The organism is Deinococcus humi, from assembly GCF_014201875.1.
In the GTDB taxonomy this organism is placed as follows: Bacteria; Deinococcota; Deinococci; order Deinococcales; family Deinococcaceae; genus Deinococcus; species Deinococcus humi.
On the sequence record NZ_JACHFL010000016.1, the window covers coordinates 99,866 to 113,638 of the forward strand.

General features: G+C 64.6%; 10 protein-coding genes. 8 read left to right on the forward strand and 2 right to left on the reverse strand.

Translation table 11 applies throughout. The features are described from left to right. The first annotated feature begins 43 nt into the window (after positions 1–43). Entirely contained in the window at positions 44–1,255 is a 1,212-nt protein-coding gene (locus HNQ08_RS21350) for an acyl-CoA dehydrogenase family protein (protein ID WP_184136668.1), read from the forward strand. A 248-nt stretch (positions 1,256–1,503) separates the two neighbouring features. Here the strand turns inward: HNQ08_RS21350 and HNQ08_RS21355 are convergent, their stop codons facing one another. Next, positions 1,504–2,325 (reverse strand): SDR family NAD(P)-dependent oxidoreductase, encoded by an 822-nt coding sequence (locus HNQ08_RS21355; protein WP_184136670.1) that lies wholly within the window; start codon positions 2,323–2,325, stop codon positions 1,504–1,506. Between the two features lie 164 nt (positions 2,326–2,489). Between HNQ08_RS21355 and HNQ08_RS21360 the strand changes: the two genes are divergently transcribed. The 4 genes from HNQ08_RS21360 (at position 2,490) to HNQ08_RS21375 (ending at position 9,099) form a co-directional block, all read left to right on the forward strand. Beyond that, on the forward strand, positions 2,490–3,155 hold the full coding sequence (locus HNQ08_RS21360) for a TetR/AcrR family transcriptional regulator (protein WP_184136672.1): 666 nt from the start codon (positions 2,490–2,492) through the stop codon (positions 3,153–3,155). Positions 3,156–3,372: 217 nt separating this feature from the next. Next, positions 3,373–5,928, forward strand: coding sequence for an excinuclease ABC subunit UvrA (gene uvrA / locus HNQ08_RS21365; RefSeq protein ID WP_184136674.1), 2,556 nt, complete (start codon positions 3,373–3,375; stop codon positions 5,926–5,928). 318 nt (positions 5,929–6,246) lie between these two features. Then, a complete protein-coding gene (locus HNQ08_RS21370) occupies positions 6,247–7,083 on the forward strand; it encodes a DUF1206 domain-containing protein (RefSeq protein ID WP_184136676.1) in 837 nt (278 codons plus the stop codon). A gap of 504 nt (positions 7,084–7,587) precedes the next feature. Next, entirely contained in the window at positions 7,588–9,099 is a 1,512-nt protein-coding gene (locus HNQ08_RS21375) for a sensor domain-containing diguanylate cyclase (protein ID WP_184136678.1), read from the forward strand. A gap of 204 nt (positions 9,100–9,303) precedes the next feature. Here HNQ08_RS21375 and HNQ08_RS21380 read toward each other — a convergent pair whose 3' ends face one another. Next, complete coding sequence (locus HNQ08_RS21380) at positions 9,304–10,227, reverse strand: SMP-30/gluconolactonase/LRE family protein (protein ID WP_184136680.1); 924 nt, start codon at positions 10,225–10,227, stop codon at positions 9,304–9,306. Between the two features lie 437 nt (positions 10,228–10,664). On the opposite strand from HNQ08_RS21380, the gene HNQ08_RS21385 reads away from it, so the two are divergent. The 3 genes from HNQ08_RS21385 to HNQ08_RS21395 all read left to right on the forward strand — a co-directional run bounded on the left by HNQ08_RS21385 (position 10,665) and on the right by HNQ08_RS21395 (position 13,538). After that, the gene (locus HNQ08_RS21385; RefSeq protein ID WP_184136682.1) at positions 10,665–11,786 is read left to right on the forward strand and encodes a substrate-binding domain-containing protein; all 1,122 of its coding nucleotides are present in this window, start codon (positions 10,665–10,667) and stop codon (positions 11,784–11,786) included. Positions 11,787–11,824: 38 nt separating this feature from the next. Continuing rightward, a complete protein-coding gene (gene modA, locus HNQ08_RS21390; RefSeq protein WP_184136685.1) occupies positions 11,825–12,673 on the forward strand; it encodes a molybdate ABC transporter substrate-binding protein in 849 nt (282 codons plus the stop codon). 91 nt (positions 12,674–12,764) lie between these two features. Beyond that, positions 12,765–13,538, forward strand: a complete 774-nt coding sequence (locus HNQ08_RS21395) for an ABC transporter permease (protein ID WP_184136687.1) — start codon at positions 12,765–12,767, stop codon at positions 13,536–13,538. Positions 13,539–13,773: the final 235 nt, after the last annotated feature.

The following is a 13,773-nucleotide window of genomic DNA, read 5'->3' on the forward strand; positions in this document are numbered from 1 at the left end:
GACCTGCAAACCAGGACCCTGCCCCACGTTTCAGGAGGAGGCCATGACACATCCCGATGTAGCCCCACCGCTGCCCACCCCTGACGCCGCTTCCTGGCGGGCCACCGTGCTTGGCTTGGGACCGCAACTGGAAGAGCGGGCTGCCCGGCACGATGCGCAGAACACCTTCGTGGCTGAGAGCGTCGCTGAATTGCGGGCGGCAGGCTTTCTGGCGGTGGGCATTCCAACCGAGCTCGGGGGCGCGGGGCTGACGCAGGCCGAGGTTGCCGAACTGCTGCGCGAGATGGCGCAGTTCTGTCCGGCCACCGCACTGACCCTGGCCATGCATCAGCACCTTGTGGGGGCAGCCGTCTGGCGCTTCCGTCATGGTCAGCCCGGCGAAGCGCTGCTGCGGCGCGTGGCTGGCGAGCACCTGCTGCTGATCAGCACTGGGGCGCGCGACTGGCTGCGCTCCAGTGGCCTCATCACGCCTGTGGAGGGTGGATACCGCGTGCAGGCACGCAAAGCATTCGCCAGTGGCTGTCTGAGCGGCGATCTGTTGTTGACGAGCGCCGTTCTGAGCTGCAGCGAACAGGTTGCCCATTTTGTGGTCTCGCTGAGCGCGCCCGGCGTGAGCATCGAGGAGGACTGGAACAGCCTGGGAATGCGCGGCACCGGTTCACACACCGCCGTCCTGGAGGACGTGTTCGTGCCTGAGAAGGCCGTGTCTCTGACGCGCCCACGGGGGGAGTGGCATCCCAGCTGGAGCGTCGTCCTGGGCGCCGCCCTGCCGCTGATCATGGCGGTGTACGTGGGTGTGGCCGAGGCTGCTGCCGCAAAAGCGACGGCCAGGGCGCGGCAGGCGCCGCCCACGCCTGAACGGCTCCTGTCGCTGGGTGAAATGGTCAACGCCCTCACCACTGCGCAGCTGGCGTCGGCGGATCTGCTGCGCCTGGCGGACAACTACCGGTTCGACGCAGGCCTTGCCCTGGCTGACGCCGTGCTGGTCCGCAAGTCCATCTGCGCGCGGGCCGTGTTGGATACGGTTCACCGTGCGCTGGAGACGGTCGGTGGAGTGGGGCTCTTCCGCACCTTCGGCCTTGAACGCCTGCTGCGTGACGCGCACGGCGCGGCGTTTCACCCTCTCCCCGAGCGGGCACAGCAACTGTTTACGGCCCGCGTGGCGCTGGGTCTCGATGTGGCGGCCCCCTGGCAACAGACTGCAGTCGACCCGGAAGTACATCCTGCACAGAGCAACATCAGCGGACTGCCGTGAATGGAGTCAAGACAGAATTGTGGAGTGTTGCACCGAAAGCAGAATCACGCGCCAGCACCGCGTTCACAGCCTGTTTAACCGCCCTAGCGGCCACAATAGCGCCATATGCAACCTCCACTTCTTGAGCTTGGACGGCGCCGACGAGGTGGGGGGCAGACACTCACCTCTAACGCCTAGCCGAGGGCAGGACCAGGATTGCGTGATTTGACTCCCCGGCGCCCCCGCGGCGATGGTGGCCAGGCCCGTCGTCAGTGGTTGCGGGCCTGAAGCCGCTTGACAACCTGCGGAACGACGCTGCGCGGCAGAAAACGGGGGGTCAGCGTCTGCACTTTGTTCATCAGACCGACCACCCGGACCGCCTGCCCGGCGAACATCGCATCCACGCCCTCCCGGGCCACCGCGTCGGCGCTCATCATCGGCGAGAGCAGCGGGTTTGATCCAGCAATCAGCCGGCTGTCCTGCATCTGCGCGCGGTTCTGGAAGCCAGTCTCCACTGGACCAGGGCACAGCGCCGTGACGTGCACGCCGGAATCCCGGAGTTCCTCGTTGAGCGCTTCGGAGAAGCTCAGTACGTACGCTTTGCTGGCGTAGTACACCGCCATCAGCGGTCCGGGGAGGAACGCGGCGGTGCTGGCCACATTCAGCACCCGACCCCGGCGACGTTCGACCATGCCTGGCAGAAAGCGGTGTGTCAGTTCGGTCAGCGCCGTGATGTTCACCTGGATCATGTCCAGCTCGTGTTGACGAGGCAAGGTGTGAAATTCGCCGTACGAAGCGAACCCAGCGTTATTGACCAGGAAGTCGACAGTCAGGCCCAGCTCCTGAACATGGGTTTCGATGCGCTGAGCGGCGTCCTGGGCGGTCAGGTCCTGGGCAAAAACGGTGGCCTGAACGCCGGAGGTCGAGCGCAGCTCGCTCGCCAGCGCTTCGAGTTTGCTGACGGTCCTTGCTACCAGGATGACGTTGATCTTTCGCGCGGCGAGCTGGCGGGCGAGGCTTTCACCGATGCCGCCGCTGGCACCGGTGATTAGGGCGGTGAGCTGGGGGGCGTCCGAGGGGGAATGTGTCATGGGGCTTCTCCTGTGCTGAAGGGGCAGATGGTGAACTGGACTTCCAGTATCATGACTAACCGGCGGTCAATAACAAGTTAATTGACCGCCGGTAGATTTGTCAAGGGCGACGCGGACGGGATCGAGAGCTTGAGAATCTCAACGAGCCGCCGTATGATTGACCGATGGTTAATCAGCGGCGTGCCCGCACAGGAACGGCCAAAGCTGCCCGCCGGGCCCACATCCTTGAGCAGGCCCGCCAGCTGCTGAGCACTGCCCGTTACCCGGCCCTGACTCTCACCGACATCGCTGCGCGGGTCGGTCTGACCAAAGCTGCCCTGTTCGCCTATTTCTCCAGCAAAGAGGCGTTGTTCCTCGAGCTGTACGAATTGCTGCTGGGCCACTGGCTGGACACCCTGGAAAAACACCTGCAGTTGGGCGGCACCCACACGCCACGCAGTCTGGCGACGCTGGTCACTTCGGTGTGCGAAGAGCACCCGGACCTGCTGCGCCTAATCCCGCTGCTGGCCGGCCTGCTCGAACACAACATCAGCGTGGACCGGGCGGCACAGCACAAGCGCTGGCTGGCCGAGCGGCTTCAGACCGTCACGCCCCTGCTGGAGCAGAGGCTACCCGGACTTCCAGTGGGGGGCGGCCTGCGGCTGCTCACCTACACCCAGGCGTTGATTGCTGGGCTGCAACCGATGAGTGAGCCCGCCCCGGCGGTCCGGGAGGCTTTCGCCACCCACGGACTGGACCTGATGCATGTGGACCTTTCAACGGCGCTTCAGGACAGCCTCGAAGCCCTTTACCAGGGATTGAGTGCACCTCAGGCTCCTACAGACGCGTAAGCCTGCGCAAGAGAAGAATGGCGGTTTGATCAAACGTCTCTTGGGCGAGGGCTGGGAACCATGGGCGGCGCGGTCGCCAACCCCCCATTAACGGCGTCCCTTGAGGCCCACAAAGAGCTTTCTATTGAGGCCACACCCTGAGCACAACGCAGAAAAAATTCAGCCAACGTTGTGATTCGGGTCAGCAACCTCGTCTGGGCGCCCATACTGCTCGACCATGCCAACCTCCCCCACGTTTTCCGGCTTCGTGCAGGTGCGCGGGGCTCGGGAGCACAATCTCAAGAATCTTTCGGTACAACTGCCACGTGACGCACTGGTGGTGTTCACTGGAGTGTCCGGCTCAGGCAAATCCTCGCTGGCCTTCGGGACGCTGTACGCCGAGGCGCAGCGGCGGTACCTCGAATCCGTCTCGCCCTACGCCCGTCGGCTGTTTCATCAGGTGGGAGCACCCGATGTAGACGCCATTGATGGCTTGCCACCAGCCGTTGCCCTACAACAGCAGCGGGGCACCCCCACGGCGCGTTCATCGGTCGGCAGCGTCACCACCCTGTCCAATCTGGTTCGGATGCTGTACTCCCGCGCCGGAACATATCCACCAGGACAGGACATCGTCTACGCCGAGGGTTTCTCGCCCAATACCCCTGAAGGAGCCTGCCCCAACTGCCACGGCCTGGGCCGGGTATACGAGGTCACCGAGGCGTCCATGGTGCCCGATCCATCGCTGACCATCCGGGAGCGGGCAGTCGCGGCCTGGCCCCAGGCATGGGGCGGGCAGAATCAGCGGGACATCCTGGTCTCGCTGGGCATTGACGTGGATGTGCCGTGGCGTGAGCTGCCGCAGGAGACACGTGACTGGATCCTGTTCAGCGAGGAGCAACCGGTGGTGCCGGTGTATCCCGGCCTGAGTCCCGAGGAAACCAAGCGGGCCGTGAGGCGCAAACTTGACCCCGACTACATGGGCACCTTCAGCAGCGCCCGACGGCATGTTCTGCACACCTTCGCCACCACCGAGAGCGCGGCCATGAAACGGCGTGTGCAGGCGTACATGATCTCGGCGGAGTGCCCCGCCTGCCACGGCAAGAGGCTGCGTCCCGAGGCCCTGGCAGTCACGTTCGCAGGGCACGACATCACTGAGTTCTCCCGACTGCCCCTGAAACAGGTCGCCGCGCTGCTGCGCCCCTACGTCAGCGGCCAAGAGAAGGGTCACACGCAGCTCGTCGAGCGCCAGCCAGAACAGGCGCTGGCACAACAGCACCTGAGCGGGGATCTGGTCGCGCGATTAAATGTGCTGCTGGACCTGGGACTGGGATACCTGCAGCTTGAACGTTCGACGCCCTCCCTGTCGCCTGGCGAATTGCAGCGGCTGCGCCTGGCCACCCAGCTGTATTCCAATCTGTTCGGCGTGGTGTACGTTCTAGATGAGCCCTCGGCTGGCCTGCATCCGGCCGATACCGAGGCGCTGCTGAAGGCCCTGGGCGGCCTGAAGGCAGCCGGCAACTCATTGTTCGTCGTGGAACATGATCTGGACGTGGTGCGCCACGCCGACTGGCTGGTGGATGTCGGCCCCGGTGCTGGGGAACAGGGCGGCCAGATCCTTTACAGCGGTCCGCCAGAGGGACTGCGACAGGTTCAGGACTCCAGTACCGCCGAGTACCTGTTCAGGACGGTATCACCCGAAACGCACCCACCGCGCACGCCTTCCGGCTGGCTGAAGCTGGAAGGCGTGACGCGCCACAACCTCAAAGACCTGAGCGTCCGGTTTCCACTGGGCGCACTGACCTGCGTGACCGGCGTCTCCGGCTCGGGCAAATCCACGCTGGTCAGTCAGGTGCTGGCCGAAACACTGGCCGTTCATTACGGTCAACCGAACGTTCTCCAGACCACCGATTTCTTGGATGACGAAGACCCTAGCGATACTCCAGCGGCCACCACCGTCGCGCGACTGGGGGGCGACGTGGCCTCGTTGTCAAGGCTGGTACAGGTGGACCAGAGACCGATTGGCCGCACGCCCAGAAGCAATATGGCCACCTATACCGGCCTGTTTGATCACGTCCGCAAGCTTTTCGCCGCCACACCGCTCGCCCGCGAGAACGGCTTTGGGCCTGGGCGCTTTTCCTTCAACGTCCGGGGTGGGCGCTGTGAACATTGCCAGGGTGAGGGCTGGGTGATGGTGGAGCTGCTGTTCCTACCCAGCGTATATGCGCCGTGCCCGGTGTGCCACGGGGCGCGTTACAACGCCGAGACGCTGAAGGTTCAGTACCGGGGGCGCAACGTCGCCGAGGTGCTGGGCATGACGGTGGACGACGCCTGGGACTTCTTCCGGGACGACGCGGCCGTTTTCCGCAGTCTGGATACCCTGCGCGAGGTGGGGCTGGGGTATCTGCGGCTGGGGCAGCCCGCCACTGAACTGTCGGGCGGTGAGGCGCAGCGCATCAAACTGGCCACCGAGCTGCAACGCGCCGGACGGGGACGGACGCTCTACATCCTGGATGAGCCCACCACGGGTCTGCACCCTGCCGACGTGGAGCGTCTGGCGCGTCAACTGGACCGGCTGGTCGACGCCGGACACACTGTGATCGCCGTGGAGCATGACATGCAGCTGGTCGTCGGCAGCGACTGGGTCATTGATGTCGGGCCTGGCGCGGGGGACGAGGGCGGCCAGATCGTGGCGCAGGGCACGCCCCTGGAGGTGGCGCAGGCCGGAGGCAGCCGAACCGCACCGTACCTGGCGCGGGCGCTGGACACCGCCGAAGGGGCAGCGGTGAGGCATTGAAGGGGACGGACCGTAAGAGGTGAAACATTCCTGGGGCATCCTCATCCCACTCTGCTTAACCGCACCAAGCGGCTCGTTCAGCCAGGAGATCGGGCATCTTGTCAGGAAGATCGGGGGCCTACGGGCGCTCCTCACCTGACGCTGTTCGCTTCATCCGACACAGCAATGACGCACGAACCCACGGTGGTCGGCAGGAGGAATCAGTGTTACGGGTTGAAACGCAGCCAGCATCCAGAATCGTGCTGAACCACGGAACTTAAAGAAACCAGGGCAGGCCCGGCGCATCTCCTTTGCCGTGCCTTGGGGCATAGTGACCCCATGTCAACTGCCAGATCACAGGTCGAGCGCGCTGGCCGCCAGGTTGCCCCTTGGCTGGAGGCCCTGGCCCGGTTCGGGTATGCCAGCAAGGGCGTGGTGTACGGCACGATAGGCTTTCTGGCCCTGAGTCTCGTGCTGGGCGCTGGCGGTACCACCACCGACACCAGGGGGGCGCTGCTACGCCTGCAGGACCTTCCGGGGGGCAGCGTCCTGCTGTGGGTGCTGGTGGTGGGCCTGACCGGCTACGCACTGTGGCAGCTGCTGCGGGCGGTGCTGGATCCAGAACACCAGGGCACCCAGGCCAAGGGACTGGTAAAACGCGCGGGCTACGCGATCAGTGGCGTCGCCTATCTGGTCCTGGCCGTGTTCAGCGCCCGCATTGCGGCCCAGGGCAGTGCCCCACGAGATCAGAACAGCGAAGCCCAGACCGCCTCACAAGTGCTCCAACTTCCAGGCGGTCAATTGCTGCTTGGCCTCGCCGGCGTGGTCCTGCTGGCGGTCGCAGCCAATCAGTTGTACAGCGCCTACGGCGCCAAGTTTATGAAACGGATGGCCTTCACCGATGTGGGCGCCCAGTACCAGGGCACCCTGAAACGCATCGGGCAGGTGGGTGTGGCGGCGCGCGGGCTGCTGCTGACCATTGTAGGAATCTTCCTGCTGGTCGCCGCCTGGCGGAACAAGGCCAGCATTGTGATCGGCACCTCGGAGGCGCTGGCCTGGCTGCGCGATCAACCTGCCGGGCAGTTTCTGTTGGGAGCGGTAGCGCTGGGAACCCTGTGTTATGGCGTGTGGTGCGTGACGCAGGCCCTGTACCGCCGCATCAACGTCATCGACTGAGCGCGTAAGGGGTTGAAGCGGGCATGGTGATGCCACAGCGACAAGAACTGACCTTCGGACTGGCAGCGTCAAGCTCAGCTGCTCAACCGACGAGACATTCAGGGGACTTTCAGCTCAAGACGCTTCGAGCGGATGTCCCTAAGACGACTGGCAATGGGCGGGCATGCGATGAGGTCAAGACGACTGTGTAGGTGGCGAGAGACTCTTCCGTAGAGATCTAGACGCGCCGACAGTCCGGCAAGGCACACACTGGACCTGCCCAACAGTCTAATCTCAGCACTCTTCCGACACCGAGGCCGCAGAGGAGATCATCCCCAGCGCCCTGTGTGGATGCCTCGGTGGCCACCTACAAAGACAAGGGGTCTTTGCCTTGCCCGGGCTATCACCCATCTGCCCGCTAAGGTGGGCACCCCACCTCTCCCCACGGGTTCTCTACAGCGTATTCCTCCATAGGAAGGCTAGCTGTCAGACAGCGGATAGACGTTGGACGCCAGCATAGACACCATGACCGCCGCGCCTCTCTCCCATGACGAGTACGTGCGGCTGCTGGATCTGGCACGCTACGACATTCTCGATACCCCCCGTGAGGAGGTCTTTGACCGGATTACCCGGCTGGCCGCCCGCCTGCTGGATACTCCGGTGGCGGCCATCAATTTTGTCGACCAGGATCGGCAATGGGGCAAATCCAACGTGGGCCTGGGCGATACCGCCGCCCCGCGCCGCGATTCGTTCTGCGCCTGGACGATCCTGCAAGACGGGCCCCTGGTCATCGAGAACACCCAGGCCGATCCGCGCTTCGTCCATAATCCGATGGTGACCGGGGAGCCGCATATCCGCATGTACGCGGGCACACCGCTGACCACGCCAGCAGGCCAGCGGATCGGGACGCTGTGCGTGGCCGATGATCAGCTTCATCCGCTGAGCGCGGGCGACTTGCAGGCCCTGCAGGACCTGGCCGCTCTGGCGATGGGCGAGCTGGAACTGCGCGCACGCACGCTGGAGCTGGCCCGCGAGCTGAACGCGCAGCAACGCCACAACGCGGACTTGAACCGCAGCCTTGATCACGCCCATATCCTGGAAGGCATCACCAGTCTGATGGATCTGGACCTGACCCCCGAGGAGACCACCCTGAATGCCGCGGCCCTGCTGGGCGAGGCGCTGAACGCCGATTACATCGGTCTGCTGATTTTCGAGGGCGGACAGGTCCGTGTGGAGGCCGCCCACCAGACCCCCCAGATATCGCCCGCCGTAAGGGCATTGCCTTCTCCCCTACCCGACTGGTCCAACTCGGTCACGCAGACCCTGATTCACCTGAGCCAACCCCGCTACGTCGAGGACTATCCGGCCCTGCCCGGCGCACTGGCGGCTATGGTAGAGGCCGGGGTCCAGCAGATCGCCTGGAAACCGCTGGGCACTCGCAACGGGGTCACCTCGCTGCTGATGGCGGTGCGGCAGCGAGACAACGCCGTTACGCGCTGGCGGGGCAGTGACCGCGCACTGCTGGAGGCGGCGGGGCGCAGCGTGCGCAGTGCCCTGAACCGCAGGCTGGAATTCGAGCTGGCCTGCCAGGAGGCCCGGCGCGACCCGCTGACCGGCCTGCTCAACCGCCGCGCACTGGAGCAGGATCTGTGCCAGCGGCTGCAGAGTGCCCGTTCCTTCGTGTTGGCCGGGCTGGACCTCGACGGGCTGAAGGCACTCAATGACCAGGAGGGCCATGCACAGGGCGACAAACTATTGCAGGTGTTCGCCCGTACGCTGAAGACGGAACTGAGCGAAGCAGGTGAGGTCTACCGGCTGGGCGGCGACGAGTTCGTGGTGCTTGAGGACGCGAGCGAGGAATCAATCCACCACGCGGTAGAGCGGGCAGTGCTGGCCGCGCGGCAGGTTGGCGCGCTGAATGGAGCCAGCGTGGGCATCGCGCATAGCCACGAGGGCGACGGAGAAACGCTGCTGGCGCTGGCGGACGAGCGCATGTACGTGGTCAAACGGCGGCGGCAGGTGGCCCTTTCATCCTGAGCGGCTGACTCTCGTGCCCCTATAGCCCAGTCCCGTTGGCCTGAACCAGTGGTCTGGTTCACCCTCCGCAACATGTTGCCAAAGAGCTTGGACACGGGCTCGTTCAGTGGGAGGGTCAGGCCTGAACTCACCGCCGGACCATCGGGCGCCCCATCCGTCCGGTACCGATCAAGGCCACTTTCAGCCGGGCATCTGGCAGAGCGATCACGCCGTCGCGCCGCGCACATTCACCTCAATGCGGTAGAGACTGGTGCTGGCCGCGATGAAAAGAGTGGTGCCGGCAGGACCGCCGAACGTCAGATTGCCGCTGACCTCTGGTACCTTGATCTCGCCCAGACGGGTGCCGTCCGGCGCGAAGACCTGCACGCCGCTGCCGCTGCTGGTCCACAGATTGCCGTGGACGTCTACGCGGAAACCATCGGGAAAACCCGGCGAGACCTCGGCGAACAGGCGGGCACGGGTCGCCACACCGTCCACCAGATCGTAGGCCAGGATGTGATGGTGCCGCTCGGGCCAGTATTGCTCGCCCGTGTGCGTACCCGCCGTGTCGCCCACGTACAGCACCGTCTCGTCCGGGTTGAAGGCCAGCCCATTCGGACAGACCATGCCGCGCACCACCACGCGCAGGTCCCCGGTGTCCGGGTCAAAGCGGTAGACTTCCTGGCCCGGCTGCTCCTGCACGCCGCCGTAGCCCTCCTGCGGCTGAATCAGACCGTACGGCGGATCGGTAAACCAGATGCTGCCGTCACGCGCCACCACCACATCGTTGGGGCTGTTGAAGCGTTTGCCCCCGTACTCGCCCACCAGCACCTTCCAGCCACCGTCATGTTCCTGGCGAACAATCGCCCGTTCACCATGTGAGCAGCCGATGATGCGCCCCTGGTGATCTAAGGCATGGCCGTTCTGGAAGTGAGAGGGGTTGAGGTACTCCCGCACCGCTTGTCCCTCCTGCCACACCATCAGGCGGTTGCCGGGAATGTCGCTCCAGACCAGACGGCCATCCGGCAGGTACACCGGTCCCTCGCCCCAGGTGGACCCTGTCCACAGGCATTCCAACGTGGCCGCCTCTTTCAGCAAGGGCCTCAGGCGCTCGTCCGCCAGCTCGATTCTCGTTTCGGGTGTCTTCAAGAGTAGTCCGCCCCCTGTTTGGTGCTGGTTTGTCCGGTTTCAGCATAACCTGTGCCCCCTGACCTCCAGACCCGCACTCACCACCCACCCACAACATGAAACGCTGACTGCGCCTCTGAGTACCATCAATGCTGGAGCCGCAGAGGCGTACACCCTCCCTCTGTCTCCAAACTCAAGTGCCAGGACACCATCCATCACGATGAACACTTGGGTGGGTAAGGCTGGAGGAGCCAGAGGTCTGGCGAGTGAAGTTGGGACAATTGGACACAGCACTCCCTGACAGGAGCACCGCTGAAAGTCCCCAGCGACTTCCTCCGTCCTCAGGGATTTCGATGGACTTCACTAGCCACTGTTGCCATCGGCTTACGGGCTTCGCATCGCTCGACTATTTCGTCAATCCAACTTGACGTTACGCCCAGTCAACGTTACGCTCAGGCATGTCTTCCGTGCAGGGCGCTTTGCGCTCCTCCGTCCAGGAGCACCGTAAAGCAGCTGGTCTGGGAGCTGCCGATCTGGCCCGCCGGGCGGGCATCACCCGTCAGGCGCTGCACAACATCGAAACAGGCCATTCGGTCCCCACCACCGTGGTGGCGCTGCGGCTGGCCCAGGCGCTGGGCTGCCGCGTCGATGAGCTGTTCAGCCTGACCCCCGGCACCGTACACGCACATCTGATCGGCGACGCCGCGCCAGGGGGCCGCGTTCGCCTGGCGCGCCTGGACCACGAGCTGATGGCCGTTCCATTGCAGGGTGCGGCGGGCCTAGGCCACCGGGCTGACGGCATGATCACGGCCCGACGTGAAGCCGAAGTGGAGGTGGAACTGAGTGGGGATCTGGAGCTGGCCGAACGCTCGGTCATCCTGAGCGGCTGCGATCCGTCGCTGGAACTGCTGGCCGCGCACACCGCGAAGAGTGCGCCGGACCTGCGGGTGATCACCTGCCCGGCCTCCAGTCAGGCAGCGCTGGCGGGTCTGGCGGCCGGGCAGGCCCATCTGGCCGGCATTCATCTGTGGGACGCCGGGAGCCAGGAGTCCAATCTGCCCTTCGTGCGGCAGCTGGGGCTGGCTCAATCGGTGCACGTCATTGCGCTCTGGACCTGGGAGCAGGGCCTGCTGACGGCGGCGGGCAATCCTGGGGGCATCCGGGGCGTGGACGAACTGCGCAGCGGCGGCCTGCGCCTGATCAACCGCGACCCCGGTTCGGGCAGTCGCCTGATGCTGGACGCATGGCTCGATGCGGCCAACTTCAGCGGGGCGGAGCGTCAGGCACTGCCCGGCTACCAGGATGAGGTGGCCTCCCCCCTGGAAGCCGCGCGCCGGATTCAGTCGGGTGCGGCCGATCTGGCCCCTGGCCCCCGCGTGGCCGCGCAGGCCCTGGGTCTGGATTTTGTGCCTCTGCAACGCGAGCACTTCGATCTGATCGTTCCCGAAGCGTATCAAAGCCATCCGGCCGTGCGCGCTTTGCTGCACACCGCTCGCAGCGACGCTTTTCTGTGGGAGCTGGCTGCACTGGGCGGCTACGACGCCGCGCAGGTGGGGCAACTCCGGGGCATCGTCACCTGACTGCCATTGCAGAGCGGCCAGTTCATCTGAGGTTCAACATGATCTTGAAACTTCTCGCTTCCACCCTCCTTCTGACGCTGGGCAGCGCCAGTGCGGCCAGTCTGACCGTGTTCGCCGCCGCCTCGCTGACTGACGCCTTCGCCGAAATCGGCAGATCTTTCGATGCAGCCACCGGAAACACCACCACCTTTCAGTTCGCCGGGTCACAGGCGCTCAGGACACAACTCGACAACGGGGCGCGGCCCGACGTGTACGCCAGTGCCAACAATGCCCAGTTCGATCCACTGGTGAAATCCGGTCTGCTGAGCAGCGGTCAGCCATTCCTGAGCAACCGACTGGCGGTGATCGCGCCGAGGAACAACGTCAAGATTCAGACTCTGCTGGACCTGAGCAAGCCAGGGGTCAGGCTGGTGATCGCCGATAAGGCGGTTCCCGTTGGCGATTACACCCGCCGGATGATCAGTGCCATCGACAAATCAGGCGCGTATGGTAAGGATTTCTCCGGGAAATTTCTGAAGAACGTGGTCAGTGAAGAGCCGAATGTTCGTCAGGTGGCCCTGAAGGTGCAACTGGGCGAGGCCGATGCCGCCGTCGTGTACAGCTCGGACGTGACCCCCGCCCTGCGGCCCAGCGTGCGCGTGATTGCGCTGCCCACCCGCTTCAATCAGAGCGCGAGTTATCCCATCGGCATACTCAAAAACTCTGCCCATCCGGAGGCGGCACAGGCGTTCGTGAAGTTCGTGCTGTCGGCCGAGGGACAGGCCATCCTGAAGAAGTGGGGGTTCCTGAAGCCGCCGGCACAGCCAGCCACGCGCATCAGCAGCGTAGCGGTGCGCGCCGCCATCATGGGGGATGACGCCATGCCCACGGTGAGGGCGAGGAAATGACCCGTCCTCTGGCAGGTGGACCCAACTGACCACCCATCCCAGCCGCGAGAGCCGGTCTGCCCGTCTGGGCGGGCGGACCGGGCGGCATGGCGTGCCCGCCCTTCCGTTGGCCCTGAGTGTCCTTCTGGTGCTGTTTCTGGTGCTGCCGTTGCTGGCGCTGCTGTTACGTGGGCTGAACGCCCAATTCCTGCCCACCCTGCTGGGGCCAGTGGTGCTTGATGCCCTGCAGGTCAGCCTGCTGACCACCAGTTGCACGATGATCCTGACTGTGCTGCTCGGCACGCCCGTGGCCTGGCTGCTGGCCCGCCACGATTTCGCTGGGAAGACGGCGCTGGACACCCTGCTGGACCTGCCCATCGTGCTGCCGCCGGTGGTGGCCGGGGTGGGGCTGCTGCTGGCCTTTGGGCGAAATGGTCTGCTAGGCGCTCCGCTGGAACTGGCAGGCATCAGCGTGGCCTTTTCCCCTGCTGCAGTGGTCCTGGCACAACTGTTCGTGGCTGCTCCGTTTTACCTGCGGACCGCCAAGGCAGGCTTCATGGCCGTGGACCGCGACGTCGAGGACGCCGCCCGCACTGATGGGGCAGACCGCTGGACGGTCTTTCGGTACATCACCTGGCCGCTGGCGTTCGCGTTCCTGCTTGAGGGCCTGGTCCTGACGTGGGCGCGGGCGTTGGGTGAATTCGGGGCCACCATCCTGTTCGCCGGATCGCTGCAGGGCAAAACGCGGACCATTACGCTGGCGATCTACTCCGCTCTGGAATCCGATCTTGCCCCGGCGCTGGTGCTGTCGGCGGTGATGGTGGTCGTGGCTTTCACGGTCCTGGTCGTGGTGCGGAGACTGGGCAGTGCCCACACCTCACGTTGATGGCGAAATCGTTCAGGGCATTTCGAAATTTTTTCGAAATGCCCTGAAACCCGGTGCAGTTCACGTCTAAGACTCCCTGCATAGGAGCGTTTCGTTCAGCTCACCATGTCACCCAGTTGGCTTCGGAAAAGAATGGATGACTCATCCTTTCATTCCGGTGAGGACGATGCCCTCGATGATCTGTTTCTGGAAGATGGCGAAGACGATCAGCACTGGAATCACCGCCAGGCTGCTG